This window comes from Ketobacter sp. GenoA1, assembly GCF_003671475.1.
Classification (GTDB): Bacteria; Pseudomonadota; Gammaproteobacteria; order Pseudomonadales; family Ketobacteraceae; genus Ketobacter.
Genome location: NZ_RCHM01000032.1, coordinates 207,063 through 229,687, shown reverse-complemented (window position 1 = coordinate 229,687; position 22,625 = coordinate 207,063). Strand labels below are relative to the sequence as shown.

The following is a 22,625-nucleotide window of genomic DNA, read 5'->3' as shown; positions in this document are numbered from 1 at the left end:
CTATCAACCCTGTGCGTCGTTAAAGTTGGCACCGCGCTTTTCCACAAACGCATCGCGAGCCTCCTGGGAATCCTCGATGCGATACGCTTCCAGGGTAAAACCCTGCTCCCAACGGTATTTGTCTTCCAGGCTGCCATCCTCAATGCCGGTGAGCGCTTCTTTGGCCAGCTGAATCATGGGTGAACTTTTCTCGGCGATCTTCGCGGCAATGGCCATCGCCTCTTCCCGCAAGCGGGCCAACGCCACTACCCGTTCCACCGCACCCAGGCGGTAAGCTTCCTGGGCGTCAATGAAGTCACCGGTGTAATACATGTAACGCACTTTCTGTACCGGAAACATGCGCTGCAGATGGGCGCCACCGCCCATGGCGCCGCGATCCACTTCCGGCACGCCAAAGCGCGCACACTCAGATGCCACGATAATGTCCGCAGCACCGGAGATACCAATACCGCCACCCAGTACAAAGCCGTGCAGCGCCACAATCACCGGTTTGGGATTGAGGTGAATGGATTTGAACGTGTCGTAATTGCCCTTGTTCACCGCCACAATCTTGTTGCTGTCTGCCGCCAACTCTTTTATGTCCACACCGGCGCAAAAGCCTTTGCCTTCGGCCCGGATCACAATCACTTTAACAGCGGAATCCTGGCCCAATTCATCCAGGCGCCGGGAAATAGCCGCCCATTCCTCACTGTTAAACGCATTCACCGGGGGTTTGCAGAACACCAGTTCCGCAATACCATTTTCGATCACAGTTTCAAATGCCATGGGGTTCCCCAATTCTGCCGGGAGACATTACATTCCCGGCTCGGTTGTTGGTTAGTGGTTCAGTTGTGTGCCACCAGCTCGGCACTGTTGGCCGCCGTGCTGGCGGCGGCAAATCGATTGAGCACCGCTTCGGCTTCTGCAACGATCTGCTGTATCAGTTCTTCAACGGCCGGCAAATCGCCGATGGTGCCGGCGATCTGGCCACTGGGCAGGATTCCCTGCTGGGGATGCCCTTTCACCATGGCTTCCTGAATCATCATGGGGGCATTGGCCGCCATCAGGGTTTGCCCCAAGGTCATGCCGTTGCTCTGTTTCATCTTCCAGGCGGAACCCAGCATGCCTAAAAGGGAGCCGCCGGTAAGCCGGGTAAAAGCCAGGCCATTGCGTACCGCCAGCCACAACATACCCAACGCCGACCGGGTTTCCAGTTGCTGCAGGCACTGATTCAGAATCATGCGCTGCGGCATGCCATCGAGTTTCCTGCTGACAATAATCTGCTCGGTGGCGGATTTTAGGTATTCCTGTTTGGTGGCGTCCGGCACCGGACATTCCCGGGTCAGCAGAAAGCGGGTGCCCATGGCGATGCCTTCAGCACCATAGGACAACGCCGCCATCAAGCCGCGCCCGTCTTTGAAACCGCCGGCGGCGATTACCGGAACGTTGAGTGCATCCACCACCTGTGGCAGCAGAATATTGGAAGACACCGAGCCCGTATGGCCGCCCCCTTCACCACCCTGTACCACCACCGCGTCGGCGCCCATGGCCACCGCTTTTTCGGCATGCTTTAACGCCCCCACCGTGGGCATACAGACGATGCCGGCCTGCTTGAGTTTTTCCACCGAGCTTTTCGCCGGTGAACGGCTGTAGCTCACCGCGCGCACCCGCTGTTGAATACAGATGTCAATGATCTGGTCGGCACCGGGGGCATACATGTGAAAGTTGACACCAAAAGGGCGTGTGGTTTTTTCCTTGATGGCTGCAATGCCCTGCTCTACCTGCGCCGGGGTCATGACCGCACCGGCCAGAAAACCAAAGCCACCGGCGTTGCAGGTTGCCGCCACCAGATTCGGATCCGCCACCCAACCCATCGCGGTTTGAATAATGGGGTATTCGCAATCCAGCAACTGGCACAATCTGGTATTCAACACAGGGTTCGTCATGAGCCGTTCACCGCTTCAAGATGACAGATGAGCCGTGTCCAAACAGGCCCTGGTTTGCGGTGATACCAACCCTGGCCCCCGCCACCTGACGCGCTCCGGCATCACCACGCAACTGCCAGGTCAGTTCGCACACCTGGGCAATGGCCTGAGCCGGTACCGCCTCACCAAAACAGGCCAGGCCACCGGATGGGTTGATGGGGAGGCGGCCACCGACCCGGGTATCACCCGCCCGCACCAGCTGCGCGGCCTGCCCCCGCTCACACAATTGCAGATCCTCCATCCAATCCAACTCCAGCGCGGTGGAAAGATCATAGACTTCGGCCACATCCACATCCGCCGGGCCGATGCCGGCTTCTTCATAGGCTTTTACCGGCAATGCCGCACGAAAGCTGTGCGCCGCCACCACGGCGGCGGAATCCGTAGCAATGTCCGGCATCTCAATTACAGAAGAGGCATAGGTTGGGGTAACGGTGGAAACCGCCGCCACCTTCACCGCATCGGCGCGGCCGATTTTGCGGGCGAACTCCAGACTGGACACCACCAGGGCAGCGCCACCGTCTGAAGTGGCGCAAATGTCCATCAGGCGTAACGGGTCGGCCACCATGTTGGAGGCCGACACCTCTTCGGCTGAGAATTTTTTTCGGTAACGGGCATTTTCATTGCGGAACCCATGCTCGGCGTTCTTGACCTTCACCTGGGCAAAGTCATCCTGGGTGTCGCCGTACAACGCCATGCGACGGCGGGCATACAGAGCAAAATAGGTTGGATTGGTAATACCCAGACGAAAGCGCACCCAATCCGGATCATCCGGGCGCTCGCCTTTTTGCGGCGCCAGAAAACCTTTGGGCGTGGTGTCGGCTCCCACCACCAATGCCACATCACAGGCACCGGACAGAATCTTGGCGCGGGCTGCGGCCAACGCCTGCGATCCCGAGGCACAGGCCGCATAGCTGGTGTTGACTTCGGCGCCCTGCCAGCCCAATGCCTGGGCGAAGGTGGCGCCGGCCACATAGCCGGGATAACCACAACGCATGGTGGCGGCACCGGACACAAAGCCCACATCCTGCCACCGCACACCGGAATCCTCTAAGGCATCGCGGGCGGCTTTAACTCCGTATTCAACAAAGTTACGGCCCCATTTACCCCAGGGGTGCATGCCCACGCCCAGTACGGCGATTTCGTTATTCATACTGCTGCTCATAATGGTTTCCACTTCCAGGTGATGTGCTCCGCCGCATCGTCTTCAAACAAGGTATCCAGCACCAGTTCCATATCCATACCGGCCTCCAGGTCAGATGGATTGACGCCGGCCACCACCTGCCCCAACACAATCATTTTTTCTTTTTCCAGTTCCACCGCGGCAATGGTAAAAGGCACGAAGGGATCGGCAGCCACATAGGGTGCCGGGGGCTGGTATGCCGCATTGGTGAACGACCACACTTTACCGGTGCGGCTTAGCTGCACATCTTCAAAGTGGTCGCCATTGCAGGCGGGGTTCTTGCAAAAGTTCCGGGCACGGGGAAAGTAAAAGGTGCCGCAATCGGCGCATTGATTACCGATCAGATGGGGCTTTTCATTATCGAGGGTGAACCAGCCTTCCAGGGCCGGTTGCCTGTGTTTTTTACCAGCTGCCGCGTTAGTTTCTTCACTCATGTCGTCACCGCTGTTATCAAATTGTAGTGTGCTGCTGCCGGTTCTTTTCGTCAGCGCCGATCCCCGGGAGGATTGTCTTTCAATTGCCTGGCCCGCAGGTTCAACGGATCCATCTGCCCAATGATCTCCATCTGCAATGGGGTGGGGGCCGCGGTGGTTGGCACCTGCGCCGGTACCTGTACTTCAAAACCGGTATTGTCCAATACCTGCTCCACACTGATTCCCGGATGCAGGCTTATCAGTTGCAGCATGTGTTGCGGCCCGTTCCAATCCATCACGCACAGATCCGTAATCACCAGCCGAATGTCAATATCATCCAGTGTGTAACCCCGGGGCAGGCGCTGCGGGTTGTAACCCACGGAGCACACCACATCGCATTCATCCTCAACAAACACCCGTTTGCTGTGGGCCGGCACAAAAAAAGAATTGGCATGGCTAATGGAATTGCCGGGAAACCCGCGCGCCCCCAGCATCTGTACCTTGGGTTGCTGATAGGTGCCGCCCAATGCGGAAATATTGGTTTGTCCGTAGCGATCAATCTGCGACGGCCCCACCATGGCATGGCGTTTGCCGCTCCACACATTGTCGAAGATGCGGGAGAACCCCATCCAGGTTTCCTGCGCCTGGCCCGCGTGCGACTTGCGCCCGCTCACTGGATTAGGCTCACTCAACAGATAGGCCTCGGAATCCGTCATCATCATATCCGGGTTGCAGGTTTTCATGGCCAGGCTCGCGGCCAGGCGCGGCAACAACCCAATACCCGTTGCCAGCACTTCCCCGTCGCCACGAAACGCGTCGGCGGCAGCGGCAATCATCAGTTCCGCCAGGCTGTAATCTTGTACTGTCTGATTCATCATTGTGTTCCCGTAACGGTCCGCCCGTGTTTAATACACCGGCAGCGGTAGCGCCTGAATGGCCTCCAGGCCACCCACCGCCTGTTGGTAATCCTGCTCATCGGTTCCACTGAGGAAGCGGCTGCGATAGGCATCAAAACCGCCCTCTTTCACTGATGCGGCATACGCTTTGAAATGGTTGACGTCGAATCCGTATTCAGGATTGCAGGAAGACGGATGGGCACCACCGGCGATGGGCACCACCGCCTGGGTTTGTGCCCGCTCCCAGAAAACGTAGCGTGCTTCGTCTCCAGCGTGAAAGTAGTCGGTCTCCACCAGCTCTTCGCAACTGACCAATGTGCTGTTGGCGGCGCGGGCGAACCAATCATCCATATACAGATCAGGCCCTTTAATCTGGCACACACCGCGCGCGTCTGCCCGGTCCACATGCAACAGCGATACATCCAGGTTCAACGCCGGCATGGCCAGCCATTCCTTGTCATCATAGGGGCTGTCGATCACCTTCAGGTCGGGGCAGTGACGGATGATGTCTGTACCCAGGCCGATGGCCGTGGGAATGTAGGGCAAGCGCCACGCCGCCGCCCGCAGGCCCAGCAGCATCAGCCCTTCGTCCAATTCCATTACCTCGATATCACCTTGCTGACGGGCCAGCCGGAAATAGGGTTCCAGCGGAATGAAATCCAGTGAAACAAAGGCATACACCACTTTCCTCACCTTACCGGCGGCGCACAGCATACCCACATCGGCGCCACCGTAGGACACCAGCGTCAGATCCTGCACATCGCTGCGCAACAGTTCGCGGATCAGCGCCATGGGTTTGCGCCGGGGCCCCCAGCCACCGATGCCGATGGTCATACCGCTTTTTATCTGGCTTACGGCCTCTTGAGCGGACTGCACTTTATTCATGATCTGGCTCTCTTTAACAGGTCAGGTCTTATTATCGGGATTGAGGTGCTTTCTCTTTACATAACACGCAGTTAGGGGCGGTGAGCAGAGCCTTCAATGCGTTGAAAAAAAGCAAGCCTGAGTGCTTATTGGGCATTATGGGAATTTTACCTGTCACTAAAATCGTCCAAGTGGACTAGGACACTCTGCAACGGTTTCGATACTTTTTTGCCATAGGTTACGCACCACAAAACAATACGTTGAACAGGCAAACACCATCATGCAGAACCCCATCACCACCATTCCCAAACTGGTGGCACAGGCCGCTCGGCAATACGGCGACACGCTCTTTCTGGAAGAAGGCCAGACCCGTATTCCGTTCGATGATTTTGCCCGCCAGGTGCATTCGGTGGTGGCAGCGCTGATTGAACTCGATATCCAACCGGGTGACCGCGTTGCGGTGTGGGCGCCGAACATCAGCGAGTGGGTGATTGCGGCCATTGGCGCCCAATGCGCCGGCGCGATACTGGTCACCCTCAACACCCGTTACAAAGGCAATGAAGCCGCCTACATTCTGCAGCAAAGCCGGGCGCGCATACTGTTTTCCATCGGTTCGTTTCTGGGTTGCGATTACCCTGCGCAACTGGATCAGGAAACGTTGCCGGATCTGCAACACCTGGTGGTATTCCGTCAAGCCGACTCAGCCACGGCAACAACACGCCACCTGACCCCCTGGGAAACCTTTTTGGAACAGGGCTGCCGTGTACCGGCAGGTGCCGTGCAGCAACGGATGCAGGGTGTCAGCGACACCCACGTATCAGACATTCTGTTTACGTCCGGCACCACCGGACACCCCAAAGGCGTGATGACAAGTCACGAGCAGAATCTTCGCGCCTTTACCCATTTTGCGGAAATCGTCGGCCTGCAAAGCGGTGATCGCTATCTGGTGATCAATCCGTTCTTTCACAGCTTCGGCTACAAAGCCGGTATTCTTGCCTGTCTGTTGAAAGGGGTGACATTGCTGCCCCACGCGGTGTTTGACACCGAAGACATTCTGCAACGCATCAGCCGTGACCGTATATCGGTGCTGCCGGGGCCGCCCACCTTATTTCAGTCATTGCTGGCACATCCCGATCTGCACCAGTACGACCTTTCCACCCTGCAGCGGGCCACCACCGGGGCCGCCGTAATTCCGGTGGAGATGATCCGGCACATGAAATCCCGGCTGGGCTTCAGCACTGTGATCACCGCCTACGGCCTCACTGAAAGCTGCGGGCTGGTGACCGCCTGCCGCCAGGGGGACAGTGCCGAGATCATCGCCACTACCTCCGGGCGGGCCATCCCCGATGTGGAAGTACGTTGCGTTGACGCCAACAACCAGGAGGTACCCTGCGGTGAGCCGGGGGAAATTGTGGTACGGGGCTTTAACGTAATGCAGGGCTATTTTGAAAATGAGGCGGCTACCCGCGATGCCATCGATGCCGACAACTGGTTGCACACCGGCGACATCGGGGTGATGGACACAGCAGGCAACCTGAAAATCACCGACCGCCTGAAAGACATGTTCATCACCGGCGGTTTTAACTGCTATCCCGCGGAAATTGAAAAGACCATTGCCGCTCATCCCGACATTGTCATGAATGCGGTGATCGGCGTACCCGATCCGCGCCTGGGTGAGGTGGCAAAAGTATTTGCGGTACGCACCCCGGGCAGCACGCTGGACGCAGAACAGTTGATCAGTTGGTGCCGCGACACCATGGCAAATTACAAGGTACCCCGCCAGGTGGCGTTTGTGGACAGCTTACCCATGAATGCTTCCGGCAAAGTATTAAAACCGGAACTGCGCAAGTTATCCGGACACAGGGTATCGGGACACGGTATATCGGGACAATAGAACTCACGTTTGAGGAAAACAACAATGAAAATTCACAGCCTGGGCTACATCGGCGTTAACTGTACCGACCCATCCCGTTGGGCCCACTATGGCACACAGGTGCTGGGTATGATGGATGTCTCCCATCAGCTGGCCGACGACGACAGCGTCTATCTGAAAATGGACGATCGTCCCTGGCGCATCGTCATTCAATCTTCCGATACCGACTGCTACGCCTTCAGCGGGTGGGAAGTGGCCGGACCTGATGATTTCGCCGACGCCATCAATACCCTGGAACAACACGGCATCAACTTCGAGCGCGCCGGCGCCGAACTGACGGCGCAACGGCGGGTGCAAGATCTGGTGAGCTTTACCGATCCCGATGGCAATCGCCATGAAGTGTACTGGGGCCCCATATCGGACTTTGGCCAGTTTGCCTCGCCCCTGGGCATCCGGCAATTCATTACCGGTGAGCAGGGTTTTGGCCACGTGGTATTGCCCACACCGGGATTTGACGGCTGCTATGAGTTTTACAAAAACGTCATGGGCTTTGCGGTTTCCGATCTGATGAAGGTGCGCTTCACCCCGGATCCCAATGAGCCGGAAAAGCGCCTCTACTTTATGCATTGCAATGAACGCCACCACAGCCTGGCCATCTTCGAATCCCCCATGCCCGCCGGTTGCGTGCATGTGATGGTGGAAGTGGACCGGGTGGATGAAGTGGGCCGTTGCCTGGACCGCATCAAAGCCCACAACGTCAAGCTTACCGGCACCCTGGGCCGCCACGCCAACGACCATATGGTGAGTTTCTACATGGCCACACCTTCCGGTTTCATGCTCGAGTATGGCGCCGAAGGCCGCACGGTGGCCGATTGGAGCCGTTATTCTCCGTTCCAGAGTACAGTCAACAGTTTTTGGGGCCACGATTTCAGCGTCGGCATGGAATAGGCCATTTGAGGTAGGACATTTCACAGGGCCATTGAGACGATAGCAACAGGACAACAAGAGTAATGAACCATGTCAAAGAATGTGTCACAAGCCGGATCACGGGTTGAGCCTCAGATCGATCAGAAAGCCTTTCGCACAGCCCTGGGGCAATTTGCCACCGGGGTGACGGTGATCACCACCTGCGATGCCCGGGGCAACAAAGTGGGCATGACCGTCAACAGCTTCAGTTCTGTATCGCTCGATCCCATGCTGGTGCTGTGGAGCATTGCCCGCACCTCAAAATCCTATGAAGAATTTATCCATGCCGATCGCTTTGCCGTTCATGTCTTGAACTCACAGCAGCAGGCCATCTCCAACCAGTTTGCCTCCAATTGTGCCGACCGGTTCTGCGACGTTGAGCACACCGTGGGCGTGGGTGGTATTCCGCTGTTGAAAGACTACAGTGCACTGTTCCAGTGCCAGACGGAACACCAATACGAAGGTGGTGATCACGTCATTATCGTGGGGCGCGTGGTGGAGTTTGACAATCGTCAGCTGCCGCCGCTGATTTTTCATGCCGGGCGCTATGCCGACCTGGATTTACCGGTGGCCGTCTAAACCCGCAGCCGCTAAATCAATGGCCAATTAACAGTTCATAAAGACAAGCGAGATTCATCATGACAGCACAAGAACAAAGTCTGCAGGACGTGACCCCGGAACTGATCATACAGCGGGCCAGGGATATGATTCCATTCCTGCAGGAACAGGCAACCCACGCGCAAGCAGAACGCAAAATCCCTGATGCCACCATCGCCAAGATGCACGACGCCGGTTTCTTCCGGGTACTGCAACCCAAGCGTTGGGGCGGCTATGAAATGGACCCGCAGGTGTTCTTTGAAGTGCAGATGGCATTAGCCGAAGGCTGCATGTCAACGGCATGGATCTACGGTGTGATCGCCGTACACAACTGGCAGATCGCGTTGTTTGATCTGCAGGCGCAGGAAGATGTCTGGCGCGACGACACCAGCGTGCTGATCGCCTCTTCCTACATGCCGGTGGGCAAAGTGGAGCCCGTGGACGGCGGCTTTAAATTCAGCGGACGCTGGGCGTTTTCCAGTGGCTGCGATCATTGCGACTGGGTGTTCCTGGGCGGCGTGGTGCCTCCCACCGCTGACAACCCTAACCCGGATTACCGCACGTTTTTGGTACCCCGGGGTGATTTCAAAGTCATGGATACCTGGCATACCTTTGGTTTACAGGGCACCGGTTCCAATGACATTGTGGTAGAAGACGCCTTTGTTCCGGATTACCGCACGCACAGCTCCCTGGATGGCTTCCGCGGCACCAACCCCGGCATCGATTCCAGGGAGATTCCACTGTATAAAATACCCTTTGGCCAACTGTTCCCACGGGCGGTATCCACCTCCACCATTGGTGCAACCCAGGGCGCCATTAATGCCTATCGGGATGTGGCATCCAAACGGGTCGGCACCAACTCCGGTTCCAAAACCGCAGAAGATCCGCAGGCGCAGATGGCGGTGGCCCGTGCCCAGGCGCTGGTGGATCAACTGAAACTGCGGCTGATGCAGACCTACGATCAATTGATGGCGGATGCCCGCCAAGGTCAGCCCACCGACCTCAACTTACGCATTCAATACCGTTACGAATCCGCTGCCGTACCGGAGGCCTGTCTGGCGGAAGTGCTGGAACTGCAAAAGATGTGTGGCGGTCGCGCTATCTTCACCAACAGTCCACTGCAGCGTTTTGTACTGGACATTCTGGCCGGGCGCGCTCACGTGGCCAACAATCCCTACCAGTATGGACGTAATTACGGTGCCATTCAGCTGGGTCTGGACAACACGGACTTCTTCCTCTGAGGACACGGCACCATGACCATGAACCTGTCCCCTCGAGTGGTATTGGTAACCGGCGCCTCCCGCGGCGCCGGCAAAGGCATCGCCCAGGCATTCGGTCGCCTGGGCGACATCGTTTATGTGACCGGCCGCAGCCAACAGGAGGGTGATGCACCGTTACCCGGTACTGTCTATGCCACCGCTGAAGCGGTCACCCGCCTGGGCGGCGTTGGCGTTCCCGTCATCTGCGACCATGCCGATGACGAACAGGTGGCCTCACTTTTCCGACAGATTCAAAAAGAGCGCGGGCAGTTGGATATTCTGGTGAACAACGCCACCTGCCTGCACGATGATCTGGTGGTTCCCGGCCCGTTCTGGGAAAAATCACTGCAACTGGTGGACATCCTTAATGTGGGATTGCGTTCCAGTTACGTGGCCAGCTATCACGCCGCCAAGCTCATGGCGGCACAAAAAAGCGGGCTGATCATCAACACCAGTTCACCGGGAGCGGCCTGCTATATGCACGGCCCTGCCTATGGCGCGCAAAAAGCCGGGAGCGACAAAATGATCTGGGATATGGCCCAGGATCTGAAACCCTTCAACATCGCCTGTGCCTCCATCTGGATGGGCGTGTTGAAAACCGAGCGCCTGGACGCGGTGATGGCCGCCGACCCGGAAAAGTACGCGGCGTTTTTTCAGATGGCGGAATCACCCGAGTTCACCGGACGCGTCATTGATGCATTGTACCGGGACAAAGATCTGATGGAGAAAACCGGGCAGGCCTTTATCGGTGCCGAAATCGGCCAGGAATTGGGTGTCTGCGATGTGGACGGTTCGCAACCCCAATCCCATCGCGAAATGCTGGGTGGGCCACTGCCGTACAACCCGGCTGTTGTCATGTAGCAGCACCGTGTAAACGGCGCCCCATAACGCTTTCTATTAACAACAAGAGCAACACAATATGACCGTGCCAGCCAAACCGCAAAGCCAACAACTTAAGGTGCTGAATGATCTCAGCATTCGCTATTGTGAACTGGGCCCCGCTGGAGGCTACCCCGTTGTTTTTCTCCAAGGCAGTGGCCCCGGTGCCAGCGGCTGGCTGAATTTCCGCTACAACGCCTACGCCTTTGCCGAAGCCGGTTACCGCACCATCATTCCGGACCTGCCGGGGTTCGGTGACAGCGACAAGCCGGATACAGACTACACCCTGGATTTTTTTGTCAGCAGTGTAATCAGCATGGCGGATCAACTGGATCTGGCGCAGTTCGCCCTGGTGGGAAATTCACTGGGCGGTGCCATCAGCCTGGGGCTGGCGTTACAGCATCCGCAACGGGTCAGCCATCTTATTCTAATGGGCTGTGGTGGCCTGGAAGACCAGATCACCTACTTCCAAACCATGCCCGGCATCCAGGCCATGACCAAGATTCCGCTGGATTCCCCGGAATTCACGCCAGCCTACCTGAAAGAAGTGTTACAGCTGATCGTGTTCGATCCCTCGTTCATTACCGATGAGCTGGTCGCAGAACGCTTTCGTGTCCTGCAGAGCCAAAACAGCAGTGTGTTCAAGCGCATGGTGATCCCCAACCTGACAGAAAAACTCGCGCAGATAACCCAACCTGTTCTGGGATTCTGGGGTGCAAAGGATCACTTCTGCCCCGTATCCGGTGCGGAGAAAATTGTCACCCACTGCCCCGATGCCCAGATGATCACCCTGAGCAAATGTGGCCATTGGGCCATGATCGAACACGCGGATTTATTCAACCAGCGCAGTATTGAATTTTTGGAAGCCAACCTGCTATGAGCCTGACGCCGCAGCAACGACAACACCTGGGTGAAGAACTGTTTCATGCCTTGAGTGCGGGGCAAACCCTGGTACCACTCACTGAGCGCTTCAGTGACATCGATATTGAAGATGCCTATCACATTTCCCAGGCCATGTTGCAGGCACGCTTACATCACACCAAAGAAAAAGTGGTGGGAAAAAAAATCGGCGTAACCTCCTTGGCGGTGCAGGAAATGCTGGGCGTGTATCAACCGGATTTCGGGTTTCTTACCTCAGCCATGGAAGTGGCCAACAATGGGGAGTGCCCCATCGCCGGCAATCTGATCCAACCCCGGGCGGAAGCCGAAATCGCCTTTCTGCTGAAGCAGGATCTGCAAGGGCCCGGTGTTACCGAGCAGGATGTACTGGATGCCACCGAGTGCATCATGCCCTGCTTCGAGATTGTGGATTCCCGTATTCAGGACTGGAACATAAAAATTCAGGACACCATCGCCGACAACGCCTCCTGCGGTGTCTACGTGATCGGCGACCAACAGGTGAATCCCCATGCTGTGGATCTGCCCAACCTGGAAGTTACCGTATTTAAAAACGGCAATAAAATCAGCAGCGGCAAAGGCTCGGCCGTACAGGGTAATCCGCTGACCGCTGTGGCCTGGCTGGCCAACACCTTGGGTGAATTTGGTATTCCGTTTAAAGCGGGGGAAGTGATTCTCTCCGGGTCACTGGTTCCGCTGGAACCAGTGCTGCCGGGGGATGAAATGCACATGGAGCTGTCGGGAGTAGGCAGCGCCACCATAACGTTTCGATAAGCACGCACACAGCGGAGGACTGGGTTCTTTTCAGCATCATTCTCACGCCGCCGAGCATCGCAGAAACAATCGGATTAAGGCGACGGTTGTCTGAGCCCAAAGGGCGAGTTTCGTCGCCGCCGATTGTTTCGAGAAGCACAGGGCAGCCGCAGGCCAAGTGACATGATGCTGAAAAGAACCCAGTCCTCAGCGAACTCCGAAGTGCTAACTCGACAGACAGGAATTATTGAAGATCACCCTTTTTAAAGATTACGAGGACACAACACCATGTCACAAAAACTCAGGGCTGCCATCATCGGCCCCGGCAACATCGGCACCGACCTGCTCATGAAAGCCATGCGCAGTGACTGGATCGAACCGGTCTGGATGGTGGGCATCGAAGAATCCGAAGGCATCAAACGGGCACGGGATTTTGGTATGAAAGTCTCCACCAACGGGGTGGATGGCCTGGTCCCCCATATGAAGGAAGACAACATCCAGATTGTCTTCGACGCCACCTCCGCCTATGTGCATGCAGAAAATTCCCGCAAGGTGACTGAACAGGGCGCCATCATGATCGACCTGACACCGGCGGCCATCGGCCCCTACTGCATTCCGCCGGTTAACCTGCACCAACTGTTGCAGGAAGGGCGCAAGGAAAACGTCAACATGGTTACTTGCGGCGGTCAGGCCACTATCCCCATGGTGGCGGCGGTAAGCCGGGTGCAGCCGGTGGATTACGGCGAGATCGTGGCCACCGTAGCCTCCAAATCCGTAGGCCCCGGCACCCGCAAAAACATTGACGAGTTCACCCGCACCACCGCCGGCGCCATCGAACAAATCGGCGGTGCTAAAAAGGGTAAGGCCATCATCATCGTCAACCCGGCCGAACCACCGCTGATCATGCGCGACACTGTACACTGCCTCACTGCCAGCGAGCCGGACCAGGATAAAATCCTCGCCTCCATTCACGCCATGGTGGCAGACGTGCAGCAATATGTTCCCGGCTACCAGCTTACCAACGATCCGGTGTTTGACGGCAATCGCGTCACCATCTTTCTGCAGGTGGAAGGTTTGGGGGATTTTCTGCCGAACTATTCCGGCAACCTGGACATCATGACCGCCGCCGCCTTGCGTACCGCGGAAATGTATGCGGAAAAAGGAGCACTGTAATGAACTTTAAAGGCAAGAAAATCACTTTGCATGACATGTGCCTGCGGGACGGCATGCACCCCAAGCGCCATCAGATCAGTGTTGAGCAGATGATTGATATCGCCTGCGCCCTGGATGACGCCGGCGTTCCCCTTATTGAAGTCACCCACGGTGACGGCCTGGGCGGCGCGTCCGTCAACTACGGTTTCCCGGCTGCGACCGATGAAGCCTACCTGGACGCGGTGATTCCCAAGCTAAAACAGGCCAAGGTCTCGGCCCTGTTGTTACCGGGCATCGGCACCGTGGATCACCTGAAGATGGCGGCGGACATGGGGGTGGGCACCATTCGCGTGGCCACCCACTGCACCGAGGCCGATGTCTCCGAACAACACATCGGCATGGCGCGCCAGATGGGGCTGGATACGGTGGGCTTTTTAATGATGGCCCACATGATCAGCGCGGAAGAGCTGCTGCAACAGGCATTGCTGATGGAAAGCTATGGCGCCAACTGCATCTACTGCACCGATTCCGCGGGCTACATGCTGCCCCATGAAGTCAGCGCGCGCATCAGCCTGCTGCGCGCCAACCTGAAACCGGAAACCGAGCTGGGCTTTCATGGCCACCACAACCTGGCCCTGGGCGTGGCCAACTCCATGGCCGCTGTGGAGGCCGGCGCCAACCGCATCGATGGCTCCGCGGCCGGCCTCGGCGCCGGTGCCGGCAATACCCCCCTGGAAGTATTTGCGGCGGTACTGGACCGCATGGAGGCCGATACCGGCGTGGACATTTTCAAACTGATGGCCGTTGCCGAAGAAAAAATCATTCCCATCATGGATCACCTGGTGCGGGTGGACCGGGATTCGCTGGTGCTGGGTTATGCCGGGGTTTACTCCTCCTTCCTGCTGTTTGCGAAACGGGCCGGCGCCAAATACGGTGTGCCCTCGCAGGACATCCTGCTGGAGATGGCCAAGCGCAAGGCAATCGGTGGTCAGGAGGATCTGATCGAAGATGTGGCCATGCAGCTGGCCCGCGCCAAGGCTGGCTGAACACAAACCCCAACCTGTTGATATTGCATGGACTTTCATCGACAGGTTGGGAAAGTTTCGGCGCTTTACTTGGGTATTTAGAGGTAAGTAAGGTAATATCGAACATTCCAGAACGATAAGACTTGCCCCATGCAATCGATTGCGAAGCAAGCATATTGAGAAGTGCCCATGTCCCTGAATATCGACCACGTAGCCCTGTCTGATCTGCTGTGCTCCCTGTATGGCTCAGCGGCATCATCCCAGGCCACCAACAAGGACTTTCTCACCCGTCTGAAAGGGTTGCTGAATCTGCAACATGCCACCCTGATCGTACGCCCCCCCACCACCCACGATGCGGGGCTGATCTACAGCAGTGGCGACCACAGCGATATTGTATTGTTGGGCAGTGAGGAAGGCAGCTACACCCAGCTTTACGCACAAGACCCGCTGGTTAACCTGCCCCTCAAGGAAGTGGTGACCCTGGATGAACACACCCCCCGCGCCCAGTTGCTGAAGAGCGAATACTACGAGCTGTTCCTGAAGCCCTTTGATATTTACTATATCGCCGGAATCGACTGGCTGTACGACAAGAATTCCCGCATCTCCATTCGCTTTACCCGGGAAAAAAAACAGGGCAACTTTGTCGAGGAAGAAAAAGAATTTCTGCGCCTGTTGATTCCCCACCTGGAACAGTCTGTTGCGCTGGGCATTCAACTTCGGCAACTGGATTCCGAGCGGCAGATTTACGCGGATTCCATTTCCCGTCGCTCCATTGGCATATTCACCCTGGACAAGCACGGCGGCATTTTGCAATCCAACACCAAAGCAGAGCAGTTTTTAAAAGCCAGTGATGGCTTTCACCAGGCCCAGAACAAGATCAAACTCAATAACAGCTCCCTCAATGACACCTTCAACAAACAGATTCATGAAGCCATTGAACGGGTGCGACACAATCAAAGGGGCCAGGTCTACGCCCTGTCAGTGCCCCGTGACAACGGTAAACAGCCCTACCAGCTGCTGATCAAACCCATGCCGGTTGCCCCCCACGACGAATCCGACGTCACCCCCTATGTGACCATTCTGATTCAGGATCCGGAGAAAAACCTGGAAATCTCCGTGCGCACCCTGATGGATCTGTACCAGCTCACCATGTCCGAAGCCACCATCGCCATTCTGCTGGCGGAAGGCCACACCACCGATGAAGTGGCGGCCGAGCTGGACATCAAGAAGAACACCGTCCGCGCCCACCTGCGCTCCATGTTCGTCAAGATGGGGGTAACCCAGCAATCCATGCTGGTAACACTGGTGTTGACGAGTCTGGCCTCGGCGCAATAACCTACACTGTAGCAACCCTCTCAGCACGCAAACCAACAAGGACTGCACCGTGGCGTTAATCGTTCTGGGCCTGATACTTTGGTCAGCTGTACATCTGATACCCTCGGCCGCCCCGGGTATCAAAGCCAAATGGATTGGTGCACTTGGCAAGGGGGGGTACCGCGCGACCTTTTCCCTGCTGATCATTGCCGCCATCGTGCTCATGGTGATGGGCTGGCGCTATGCTCTGCCCACCTATCTCTATACGTTGTCGGAACAGATTCATCTGGCCACCATCGGTATCATGGCCTTTGCCGCGGTGCTTTTTGTGGCAGCCAAACTGCCCACCCGGATTAAGCGCATTATCAGGCATCCTCAACTCACTGCAGTGGCTCTGTGGGCCCTGGCCCATCTTTTGGCGAACGGGGATTCTCGATCTGTTGTATTATTCGGCGGTATGCTGGTATGGTCGGTTTTGGAAATGTTCCTGATTAATCGTCGGGAAGGCAGCCGGCCACCAACGCCGGTTACAGGGTTTGCCATCGAAATTGTGGTGCTGGCCCTGGGGGGAGCGCTGTTCATCGGCTTGATGATAGCTCACCCTTATTTATCTGGAATAACGCTGGGGTAATCAACCGGCATACGCTTGTTAGTACACAACGCAATAACAAAAAAAGAGAAGGAACGACTCATGAAGAACCCACTATGGACACGGCTCCTGGCCGTCATTCTGTGCACGCTGTTTTTATCCGCCTGTGGTGGCGGCAGCCCCGCGCAACCCACCTGGCTTAATGATGATGCCGGGCTAACCAGCAGTGTTACAGTGCTGGATGACGGTACCCAGCTGGTAAAAGACACCACTGAAATGTACCTGCGTGCCAGCACCGGTGAGCGCATCACCACTGTCAGCCTGCCCCGTGGTGCCTTTAGCGTTGCGCTCTCCAAAGGTGATCACTTTGCCCTGTACGGCATTACCGGTGGGGATGTCTGGCGCAGCACGTTATCCGCTAGCGGAGTGGTTGATTCCGACAACGTCATCTATTCCGGCACGGATCTGCCTCTGTCCCCCAGCCTGAAACAATTTGGCAGCACCGCCATTCTCTATTGGCGCGATGGCGACCTGTTCACCTGGTACTCGGAAAACGATCTCAGTGGCGGACAATATCCCCAGCCGGTTACCGACCTCACCTACACCATGACACCGGATCAACACTTCTGGTATGTGGATCCGGCCACCACGGAACTGGTTGAAACAGACCTGAACACCTTCACTGAACTCAGCCGGACACCACTGGATCCTGAATTTCAGCAGATCGGCCGCCTGTATGTGAATGACGGCTTTGCAGTGGGCACCCTGGCCACCGACCTGCACAGCGGTGTTGACCTGATCATGCAGGACCGGGCCAATCAACGCATAAGCTATGCCCGCTCCTTTGGGGGATTTGGCACCTTCAAACTGAATATGCTGGGGCAGGACGCCCAGGGCAATATTTACTATTACTACTTTGCGGCCGTGGCGCACAGCGGCTTCAGCACCGGCATGCATGTTCGCGCCATCTCCAACACCAGCCCGGAAGCCTGGGATTATAAGATTGCATCCAGCGAACCATTCACCACCCCCATCCGGGTCCATACGCTGGACAGCGGCCTGCAGATGACCCACATTGGCGAATCCACATCGTTGGTAAGCTTTGGTTTTGAGCGCACCAGTACCAGCTACTATACTCATCTCGCTGCCGACAAGACCGTAGTGGATTCATTCTTTCTGCAACCCCACAGTGTGCTGCTACCGCCCGGCAATGCCAGTTATCCGCAGCTGCAGGAACTGGGCTATCTGGTGGATCGATTTGCCACCACGGCATCCGGGGTGGTTTACATCTATGGCCGTACCGGCTATTCCACCACTACCCCTACCACCTATTTCGCCGCGCAATATTGAAGCTACACACTGGATCACCCGATATGCACCGGGTGATCCATCTCTTTAACGGGCAGGCTCCATTTGTGGAGCTGCCATTCCGCCTTGTTTCTGCCCCCCTGTCATCAAGCTGACCCAATCCTGCATCATGCTGGTCATGATCCTGCCCTTGAGCCATGATGATGACCGCGAAGCAGTGACTATGATCAAAGCAACTCTCGTCCAATTGCCGCGCCTGCTGCGCCACAGTTTTTTGCCTACCGCCGATGGGCCTTACCCTCGACTGTCACTGCAACGGATTCTGGTGATGGCCCTGTTCTGGCCGCTGTTCCTCAGCTACCTGACCATCACCGCCCTGTGTCTGGCCCTGGATCACCTGCTGTTTCCCGACTTTCGCCGAATCACCATCAAACAACCCTTGTTTGTGATTGGTGTGCCCCGCAGCGGCACCACATTCCTGCACCGTTTACTGGCCGCTGATGAGCAACGCTTTACCACCATGAGCCTGCAGGAGCTGCTGTTTGCGCCCTCCATCACCCAGCGCATGTTCTGGCGCGGTGTGGCGGGATTGGACCGCACGGTGGGCAGTCCGCTGCAACGGCTGCTGGGCTGGGCTGAAAACAAAGTGTTTGCCGGGCTGGATGCTGTGCACCACACCCGCCTCAATGATCCGGAGGAAGACTACCTGGCACTGATCCCCGTACTGCAGTGTTTTTTGCTGATCCTGCCGTTCGGCGATCCGGCGCTGATGCAGCTAAGCCGGTTCGACCAAGTGGGCAGCCCGCAACAGAAACGCATTCTGATTCATTTTTACCGGGGCCTGATCCAGCGCCATCTGTATGTCCACGGCCGCCACAAGACCTTTCTTTCCAAGAACCCAAGCTTCACCCCCATGCTGCAGACCCTGGCCCGGGGATTTCCGGATGCCCGCTTCATCGGTTGTGTGCGTAATCCCAATCAGGCAGTGCCGTCGCAGGTCAGCTCCATTCTGATGGGAGCCCGCATTTTCAGTGGCTACACCAACAACCAATGGTGGCGCCGCGAGCTGATGCAGATGCTGGCGTATTACTACCATCATCTGCTGCAAACATTGCCTGCCGAGGCTGCGGGGGGACACACTCTGGTCAAGATGGAGCAACTGGCAACCGCCCCCCTGAACACCATCGAACACCTGTACCAACACTTCGATCTGACTTTAAGCCTCGACTATGGCCAGTGGCTGCGCCACGAAGATGAAAAAGCGCAACGCTATCGTAGTGGCCATGTTTACCGGAGCCAACAACTCGGCATTTCCAGCCAGGCCCTGAAAGCCTGCTATTGCTCGGTGTATCAGGCACTGGACTATGCCCTACCGGAATAACCTGTGCCCTGCTGGAATATTTTGAAACAGGTTTCGGCCCGCTGGTAACAAAACTTCAATAATCCATCACGATACTGTGCACGATGATGAACTCAGAATTGCGAATACTGTTTATTGTGGATGCCATTCAGGGGCGCAATGGAGTCGGCACCTATTTTCAGGATCTGACTTCCCATTTGGGCAAGCGCGTAGCGCGGGTGGAACTGGTGGCGCCGAATCTGCAATCGTGCCATCCCTGCCAGGGCATGGCCCTGCCCATGCCCGGTGACGCCACCCAACAGGTGTTTCTGCCGCGCATGCGTCAACTGACGCTGCTGGCAATGGAGATGAAGCCCCAGGTTATTGTAGTGCCGGGGCCCGGCCTGTTTGCCCTGGCCGGTTTCTGGCTGGCCGGCAAACTGGGTATACCGGTGTGCATGACCCACCAAACCGATTATTCACAACTGGTGAACCTGTACTGGAAAGGCACTGGCGGCCGCATTGCCCAGGCCCTGCTGCACTGGACCAATCTGTTCATGTTTCGCGGCAGCACCACCATTGCCACCGTTAGCCGACCCCTTGCACAGCAGTTGCGTCAGCGGGGCATCACTAACCCACATCTGGTGGGTACCCCTCTCGCACCGCAGTTTATCAATGCTCCCATTATTGAACCCAAAGGCAGCGTCACCCGCATTCTGTTTGTCGGGCGCCTGGCGGCCGAAAAGAATTTGCCGGATTTTCTGCAGCTGGCGGCACAGCGGCCGGACCTTGAATTCAGCATCGTTGGTGATGGACCGCTGCGCCACAGTGTACAGGAACAGGCACAACGCACGCACAATATTCAGTTTCTTGGTTGGTGCTCCAGAGAGTGCGTGCAACAACAGTTGGATTTACACGATTTGCTGATCCTGCCCTCCTCGGTGGAGGCGTTCGGTACCGTGGCGCTGGAGGCCATGGCACGTAAACGACTGGTACTGACCACCCCGGCCTGTGGTATCAACGATTGGAAGCCCCTGGCCAAAGGATTACTCACCATGAATCCGGGGGAGTCACTGCTTCAGGCAGTGCAACGCATCGAATCCCTGGGTGCAGCACAGCGGCATTATATCTGCCAGCAGGCTTATCACGGCGCCCGCTCCCTGAATCAGGAAGCCATTGAACAGTGGCTATCGGTGTTGCAGATCACCGCCAACAAAGCACATTTGCTGCCCCGCCGCATACCGTCTGCCACCTTCGCCCTGTTGCGCCGCCTGGCGGCGTATCAAACCTGAGCGCCCACCATGAACAGCGTCAACAATGGCCTGTGTGCGCTGGTCAGCGTGCACGATGTGATGCCGGAAACCCGCACCCCGATCAGCCTGCTGTTACAACAGTTGCAGCGTGTGGAGGGATTACACCCCCAGCACATCACCCTACTGGTGGTGCCGGGCAAATCCTGGCAAACAGCGGATCTGAACTGGTTGCAGTCATTAGCCCACGCCGGACACCCATTGGCCGGGCACGGCTGGAGTCATCGGGCACCTCCCCCCGGCACGCTGTATCACCAGGTGCACAGCCTGCTGCTGTCAAGACGGGCGGCAGAACACCTGTCCCGCCCGCCGGCTGCATTGCGGCAACGCGTGCAGGCGTGTCACGACTGGTTCGTACACCACAGCCTGCCACACTGCGGCCTGTATGTACCGCCGGCCTGGGCCAACGGTAAACTGGACTGGGCCACCTGGCACGAGCGGCCGTTTTCACAACTGGAAACCCTGCATGGGGTGACCAGTCTCGACACCGGTCAACACCAGCCACTGCCGCTGACCGGTTATGAAGCCGATACCGCTGTGCGCGCCTGGTTCCTTGCCCGCTTTAACCACTGCAGCAAAGCCATCGCCCGCCACCGCAACCGGCCGCTCCGAATCAGCCTGCACCCATTTGATCTCACCTATGGTTTGGCGCAGAATGCACTGCAGGATCTTGCCGCGGCCACCCGGTTCCTGAATTATCAGGATCTGCCCGCTCGCCACTGAAGGCAAAGATCAACGGCGCTATTGCCAACCCGTTCATTGCCCATAAGGCCGTTCAGCATGACAAAGAATCATCCTGCATTATTTTATCTGTACCTCTTTATCGGCGTTGCCGCGTTGCTGCTCACCTGGGTTCACATTACCAGCTACCTCGGGCTGGGTGTGGTGGAAGCCAACGTACAGTTCTGGAAAGACGCCCTGATCAACGCCAACCCGGCCAGCACCTTTCTGGCAGTGGACATCCTGTTTCTGGCCATCGCGGTGGAGATCTGGATGGTAGTGGAGAGCCGCCGCATTAACATGAAATTCGTCTGGCTCTATATCATCATTGCCACCTTTGTCGGCATCAGCTTTGCTGTGCCTCTGTATCTGGCCATGCGTGAAAAACAGTTGGCCGCAAACAACGGCGATGTGCGCCTGGCGCTGAAAAGTTATGACATGATCTTGCTGTGCTTGCTCGGTGCCGTCACTTTGGCAACCGGGATATGGTTATATGTGAGGTAAGCAGCCAATTAATCACTCTGCTCTTCAACATAGCGATACCAGTATGCATAACAGGCTCTATGCCAAGGCATAGAAATATTCTGATATGAGCGAAAATCCCTAGTACAAATCAGCCGTCCAAAACGCCTGGCAATAGGTGGCTGTTGTTCAATTTGTTTTAACTCACTCGAAAACTCTTCACGGGAGTGTTCTTTTAAAGTATCCAAAACATCCAACAGCCTCACTGTATCAATTTGTAACGAAATGATATCTTTGCTCAGATAAGGTGGTAACTGCCTGCGTTCCGCTATTTCTTTTGCAAGATTAACGTAAAAATCAATCTCATTAGGAGTAGGATCTTTCCAAGGTTCAACCCCTTCCACTAGAGGATATGAAAAATCAAAAGATATTTCAGGTCCATGTCGAAGAAACTCCGTCCAGTAATACAAGCAGTGCTGGGCATACTGAAAACTGATGGTATGGGCAAATTCATCAAGCCCTTGACTGGCGCAAGAATATCGATCGTACACCTTCCACCATTTATTCTTACTTTTGGCATAGTTTATTTCCTCAATCGGAAGCATTTCTCGAATCATAGAAACTCCCATCATAAACCGCACAAAGCGCTCATCCACAAAACCGTAATCTATTTCCAGCTGGGCATGATCAGGAATAGGCTGCGACATCACCGTACCAATCTGATCCGGGCTCATACGGAGAACTTTTTGCAAATATTCCGGCACGCTGTATGACGCCTCAGAGCGGGTAAAATTGGTAAACAACAACAAAACCACGGCAACTACCAATATAAAAACTTTGTTATTGGTCATATTTCTTCTTTGCT

At 56.4% G+C, this 22,625-nt stretch carries 23 protein-coding genes; 16 read left to right on the top strand and 7 right to left on the bottom strand.

Annotation, left to right across the window (positions count from 1 at the left end; genetic code table 11):
• Nucleotides 1-3: 3 nt before the first annotated feature.
• The 6 genes from D9N13_RS13905 to D9N13_RS13880 are packed head-to-tail and all read right to left on the bottom strand — an operon-like array spanning nt 4 to nt 5,338.
• Nucleotides 4-765 carry an enoyl-CoA hydratase family protein gene (locus D9N13_RS13905; RefSeq protein WP_290591236.1) on the bottom strand — a complete coding sequence of 254 codons (762 nt, stop codon included), beginning with the start codon at nt 763-765 and terminating at the stop codon, nt 4-6.
• Nucleotides 766-824: 59 nt separating this feature from the next.
• On the bottom strand, nt 825-1,925 hold the full coding sequence (locus D9N13_RS13900; RefSeq protein WP_290591229.1) for an NAD(P)H-dependent flavin oxidoreductase: 1,101 nt from the start codon (nt 1,923-1,925) through the stop codon (nt 825-827).
• Nucleotides 1,926-1,932: 7 nt separating this feature from the next.
• The gene (locus D9N13_RS13895; RefSeq protein ID WP_290591221.1) at nt 1,933-3,126 is read right to left on the bottom strand and encodes a lipid-transfer protein; all 1,194 of its coding nucleotides are present in this window, start codon (nt 3,124-3,126) and stop codon (nt 1,933-1,935) included.
• Nucleotides 3,123-3,578 (bottom strand): Zn-ribbon domain-containing OB-fold protein, encoded by a 456-nt coding sequence (locus D9N13_RS13890; RefSeq protein ID WP_290591218.1) that lies wholly within the window; start codon nt 3,576-3,578, stop codon nt 3,123-3,125. Before D9N13_RS13890 ends, D9N13_RS13895 begins: the two co-directional genes overlap by 4 nt.
• A 50-nt stretch (nt 3,579-3,628) precedes the next feature.
• Complete coding sequence (locus tag D9N13_RS13885) at nt 3,629-4,432, bottom strand: CoA-transferase subunit beta (protein ID WP_317622508.1); 804 nt, start codon at nt 4,430-4,432, stop codon at nt 3,629-3,631.
• Between the two features lie 30 nt (nt 4,433-4,462).
• A complete protein-coding gene (locus tag D9N13_RS13880; RefSeq protein WP_290591212.1) occupies nt 4,463-5,338 on the bottom strand; it encodes a CoA transferase subunit A in 876 nt (291 codons plus the stop codon).
• Nucleotides 5,339-5,597: 259 nt separating this feature from the next.
• On the opposite strand from D9N13_RS13880, the gene D9N13_RS13875 reads away from it, so the two are divergent.
• From D9N13_RS13875 to D9N13_RS13800, 16 genes are all read left to right on the top strand, one after another.
• Entirely contained in the window at nt 5,598-7,211 is a 1,614-nt protein-coding gene (locus tag D9N13_RS13875) for a FadD3 family acyl-CoA ligase (protein WP_290591205.1), read from the top strand.
• A gap of 24 nt (nt 7,212-7,235) precedes the next feature.
• Nucleotides 7,236-8,138, top strand: coding sequence for a VOC family protein (locus D9N13_RS13870; RefSeq protein WP_290591199.1), 903 nt, complete (start codon nt 7,236-7,238; stop codon nt 8,136-8,138).
• Nucleotides 8,139-8,207: 69 nt separating this feature from the next.
• Nucleotides 8,208-8,735, top strand: a complete 528-nt coding sequence (locus D9N13_RS13865) for a flavin reductase family protein (protein ID WP_290591196.1) — start codon at nt 8,208-8,210, stop codon at nt 8,733-8,735.
• A 59-nt stretch (nt 8,736-8,794) separates the two neighbouring features.
• Nucleotides 8,795-9,994 (top strand): flavin-dependent monooxygenase, encoded by a 1,200-nt coding sequence (locus tag D9N13_RS13860; RefSeq protein ID WP_290591190.1) that lies wholly within the window; start codon nt 8,795-8,797, stop codon nt 9,992-9,994.
• A gap of 12 nt (nt 9,995-10,006) precedes the next feature.
• The gene (locus tag D9N13_RS13855) at nt 10,007-10,873 is read left to right on the top strand and encodes an SDR family NAD(P)-dependent oxidoreductase (protein ID WP_290591185.1); all 867 of its coding nucleotides are present in this window, start codon (nt 10,007-10,009) and stop codon (nt 10,871-10,873) included.
• A gap of 58 nt (nt 10,874-10,931) precedes the next feature.
• Nucleotides 10,932-11,771, top strand: a complete 840-nt coding sequence (locus D9N13_RS13850; RefSeq protein ID WP_290591182.1) for an alpha/beta fold hydrolase — start codon at nt 10,932-10,934, stop codon at nt 11,769-11,771.
• A gap of 2 nt (nt 11,772-11,773) precedes the next feature.
• Nucleotides 11,774-12,562, top strand: a complete 789-nt coding sequence (locus D9N13_RS13845) for a fumarylacetoacetate hydrolase family protein (RefSeq protein WP_317622507.1) — start codon at nt 11,774-11,776, stop codon at nt 12,560-12,562.
• 267 nt (nt 12,563-12,829) lie between these two features.
• On the top strand, nt 12,830-13,714 hold the full coding sequence (locus tag D9N13_RS13840) for an acetaldehyde dehydrogenase (acetylating) (protein WP_290591176.1): 885 nt from the start codon (nt 12,830-12,832) through the stop codon (nt 13,712-13,714).
• Complete coding sequence (dmpG, locus tag D9N13_RS13835) at nt 13,714-14,739, top strand: 4-hydroxy-2-oxovalerate aldolase (protein ID WP_290591171.1); 1,026 nt, start codon at nt 13,714-13,716, stop codon at nt 14,737-14,739. The genes D9N13_RS13840 and dmpG overlap by 1 nt, the downstream gene beginning before the upstream one ends.
• Before the next feature lie 168 nt (nt 14,740-14,907).
• The gene (locus tag D9N13_RS13830; RefSeq protein WP_290591168.1) at nt 14,908-16,053 is read left to right on the top strand and encodes a helix-turn-helix transcriptional regulator; all 1,146 of its coding nucleotides are present in this window, start codon (nt 14,908-14,910) and stop codon (nt 16,051-16,053) included.
• Nucleotides 16,054-16,102: 49 nt separating this feature from the next.
• Nucleotides 16,103-16,663 (top strand): NnrU family protein, encoded by a 561-nt coding sequence (locus D9N13_RS13825; RefSeq protein ID WP_290591165.1) that lies wholly within the window; start codon nt 16,103-16,105, stop codon nt 16,661-16,663.
• A 60-nt stretch (nt 16,664-16,723) separates the two neighbouring features.
• Nucleotides 16,724-17,971 (top strand): hypothetical protein, encoded by a 1,248-nt coding sequence (locus tag D9N13_RS13820; protein ID WP_290591162.1) that lies wholly within the window; start codon nt 16,724-16,726, stop codon nt 17,969-17,971.
• Nucleotides 17,972-18,152: 181 nt separating this feature from the next.
• On the top strand, nt 18,153-19,310 hold the full coding sequence (locus D9N13_RS13815) for a sulfotransferase family protein (RefSeq protein ID WP_290591159.1): 1,158 nt from the start codon (nt 18,153-18,155) through the stop codon (nt 19,308-19,310).
• Between the two features lie 83 nt (nt 19,311-19,393).
• Complete coding sequence (locus tag D9N13_RS13810; protein WP_290591156.1) at nt 19,394-20,560, top strand: glycosyltransferase; 1,167 nt, start codon at nt 19,394-19,396, stop codon at nt 20,558-20,560.
• 9 nt (nt 20,561-20,569) lie between these two features.
• Complete coding sequence (locus D9N13_RS13805; RefSeq protein WP_290591154.1) at nt 20,570-21,301, top strand: DUF2334 domain-containing protein; 732 nt, start codon at nt 20,570-20,572, stop codon at nt 21,299-21,301.
• A 57-nt stretch (nt 21,302-21,358) separates the two neighbouring features.
• Complete coding sequence (locus D9N13_RS13800; protein ID WP_290591151.1) at nt 21,359-21,802, top strand: DUF2834 domain-containing protein; 444 nt, start codon at nt 21,359-21,361, stop codon at nt 21,800-21,802.
• An 8-nt stretch (nt 21,803-21,810) separates the two neighbouring features.
• Here the strand turns inward: D9N13_RS13800 and D9N13_RS13795 are convergent, their stop codons facing one another.
• Nucleotides 21,811-22,611 (bottom strand): hypothetical protein, encoded by an 801-nt coding sequence (locus D9N13_RS13795; protein ID WP_290591148.1) that lies wholly within the window; start codon nt 22,609-22,611, stop codon nt 21,811-21,813.
• Nucleotides 22,612-22,625 lie beyond the last annotated feature (14 nt).